Origin of the sequence: Bartonella sp. AA83SXKL, assembly GCF_042196965.1 — a bacterium.
Classification (GTDB): domain Bacteria; phylum Pseudomonadota; class Alphaproteobacteria; order Rhizobiales; family Rhizobiaceae; genus Bartonella.
Genome location: NZ_JBHIRG010000076.1, coordinates 1 through 1,924 on the forward strand (window position 1 = coordinate 1; position 1,924 = coordinate 1,924).

Annotated in this window: 1 protein-coding gene and 2 pseudogenes; all 3 read left to right on the forward strand. The window is 38.9% G+C overall.

Going from position 1 to position 1,924, the window contains the following annotated elements:
* A pseudogene (locus tag ACFINO_RS09655) lies at positions 1–192 on the forward strand (hypothetical protein); the annotation flags it as partial.
* A 61-nt stretch (positions 193–253) separates the two neighbouring features.
* A complete protein-coding gene (locus ACFINO_RS09660; RefSeq protein ID WP_375655597.1) occupies positions 254–1,639 on the forward strand; it encodes a hypothetical protein in 1,386 nt (461 codons plus the stop codon).
* 1 nt (position 1,640) lies between these two features.
* Positions 1,641–1,924 (forward strand): annotated as a pseudogene (locus ACFINO_RS09665) (hypothetical protein); the annotation flags it as partial.

Sequence of the window (1,924 nt, forward strand, 5' to 3'; positions counted from 1 at the left end):
GAACGTTGGCTGGAACAAGACAATAGCGGCTGGAATAGGTTGAATATGCTTATGAACGCCGGTCATGGCTTTGCAAGAAATTACGGCACGACAACGAATAATAATACAGCCTCTATGATGCAAGGCAACGACCCTTGGAAGAACGCTATAGGGATTTTAGCTAGTATTGCTAATTTTGCAGGAAAAAAGTGAGGTAGTTATGCAAAATAGTAACGATAACATGTTATCACGACTAATTAAGTCTATGTATGCAATGGACCCATTCGCGTCGCGTATACTAATGCAAAATCAACGTATGGAAAATGCACAACAACAGGCAAATAATTTGCCTTATTTAATCCCTTCTTCATCTGTACCAACTTTTGGTTCACAATCAAATCCTTTAGGTTTATCGAAGGATATGGAACCTTTGCCAGATGTAAGTTCGTCTTTAAGATCGGCAGGCAGAAAACCGTATGTACCGTCTTCAGTCCCTTCTTTACCAGTAGCGACCTTTGGTTCACAACCAAATCCTTTAGGTATTGAACCTTTGCCTAATGCAATTGAAACTTCAGATTTGGCATCATTGAAACCAAAGCAGTCTCAATTACCAGAGCCTATTTCATCTGTAGAACCACAGAAGTCTGTACAGCCACAACAGAGTACTGTTCCTCACCAAGATACTGGTTCTCAACAGAGTTTTTGGGATTACTTGCGTAGTCCTGAGTTTTTACAAAGATTATCAGATTATGGGATTGGTTATGCATTATCAGATGGGACGATAGCACAAAGTTTAGCGAATGCAGCTATGAATCTTCGTCGTGGTGATATGGAAAGAGAAAAAAGAGGACAGGTTAATCAGACCGTCGAGTATCTAAAGTCCAAAGGCTATAGTGAAGAAGAAGCTGCTATTATGGCACGTAATCCTCAAATGCTTAGTGCGATGCTAACAGGTGGTGATACTCCTAAGTTAAGTCAGGGGTTTCAATGGTATACCAATCCAGAGACTGGTGAACGCGAAATGAGACCGGTAAAGGGGTCTCCACAAGAACTTGAGTATAATCAGAAGCTACAAGCACAGAAAGAGTGGGAGGGTAAAAAGCAAAAAAATATTATTGCCACAAAACATCAGATGAACGCTGGGATAGATGCTATTCGTGATTCGATTGCACTCATTCGCAAACATAAGATTAACGGGTTTAAGGCGTGGGCTACGCGTGGAATTGGAGGAACTCCTGCGAATGAATTAGAAAAATTATTTGATACGATTAAGGGTGGTGCTTTAAAGGCGGTATTTGAGAGCTTAAAATCGATGGATCCTAGAGGAAGTCTTAGTGTTGGTCCTATATCAGATTACGAAAGTCGGACGATGGTAGCAACCTTTGGTTCTTTAGATTCTGCGCGTAATACAAAAGGGCTACTGAAAACTTTAGAAAATCTTGAAATAACATTTAATGCTTTAAATAAGCTTCAGAAAACTGATTTGCATGATTGGATGACGGGGAAGATAACCCCTCAAGAAATCTCTGATAAATATAATACTCAGAAAAAAGGCGTTATGGAGTTTGTGAAGGTATCCAGTCCCAAAGAGAGCGCTAAATTTGAGATAGGAACAAAAATTCAAGATGCAGATGGTAATATTAGAATAAAGAGATACTAAAATGCTTAATCATAAGAATGATAACGTTGGAAAACGTCAGGTTTGGAATGATGATCAGTATCCTATTATTGGACATATAACAGATTATAATAAACGCTCTTCAAATAGTCAGATTTGGAATGATGATCAATATCCTATTATTGGACACATATCAGACTATAACAACCATTCTTATGAGGAAGAAGCAGAACATCCCGAAATAAGTGAAAGTGAAGCCTTTTGGAATTCTTTAAAGCATGGTTTGAGTTTTAATTTAGATGATGAGATTGCGGGGATCACAGCGGC

Bases quoted from the DNA above. Each gene is read 5' to 3' on its own strand.
- ACFINO_RS09660 (WP_375655597.1), top strand. From the start codon at position 254: ATGGACCCATTCGCGTCGCGTATACTAATGCAAAATCAACGTATGGAA.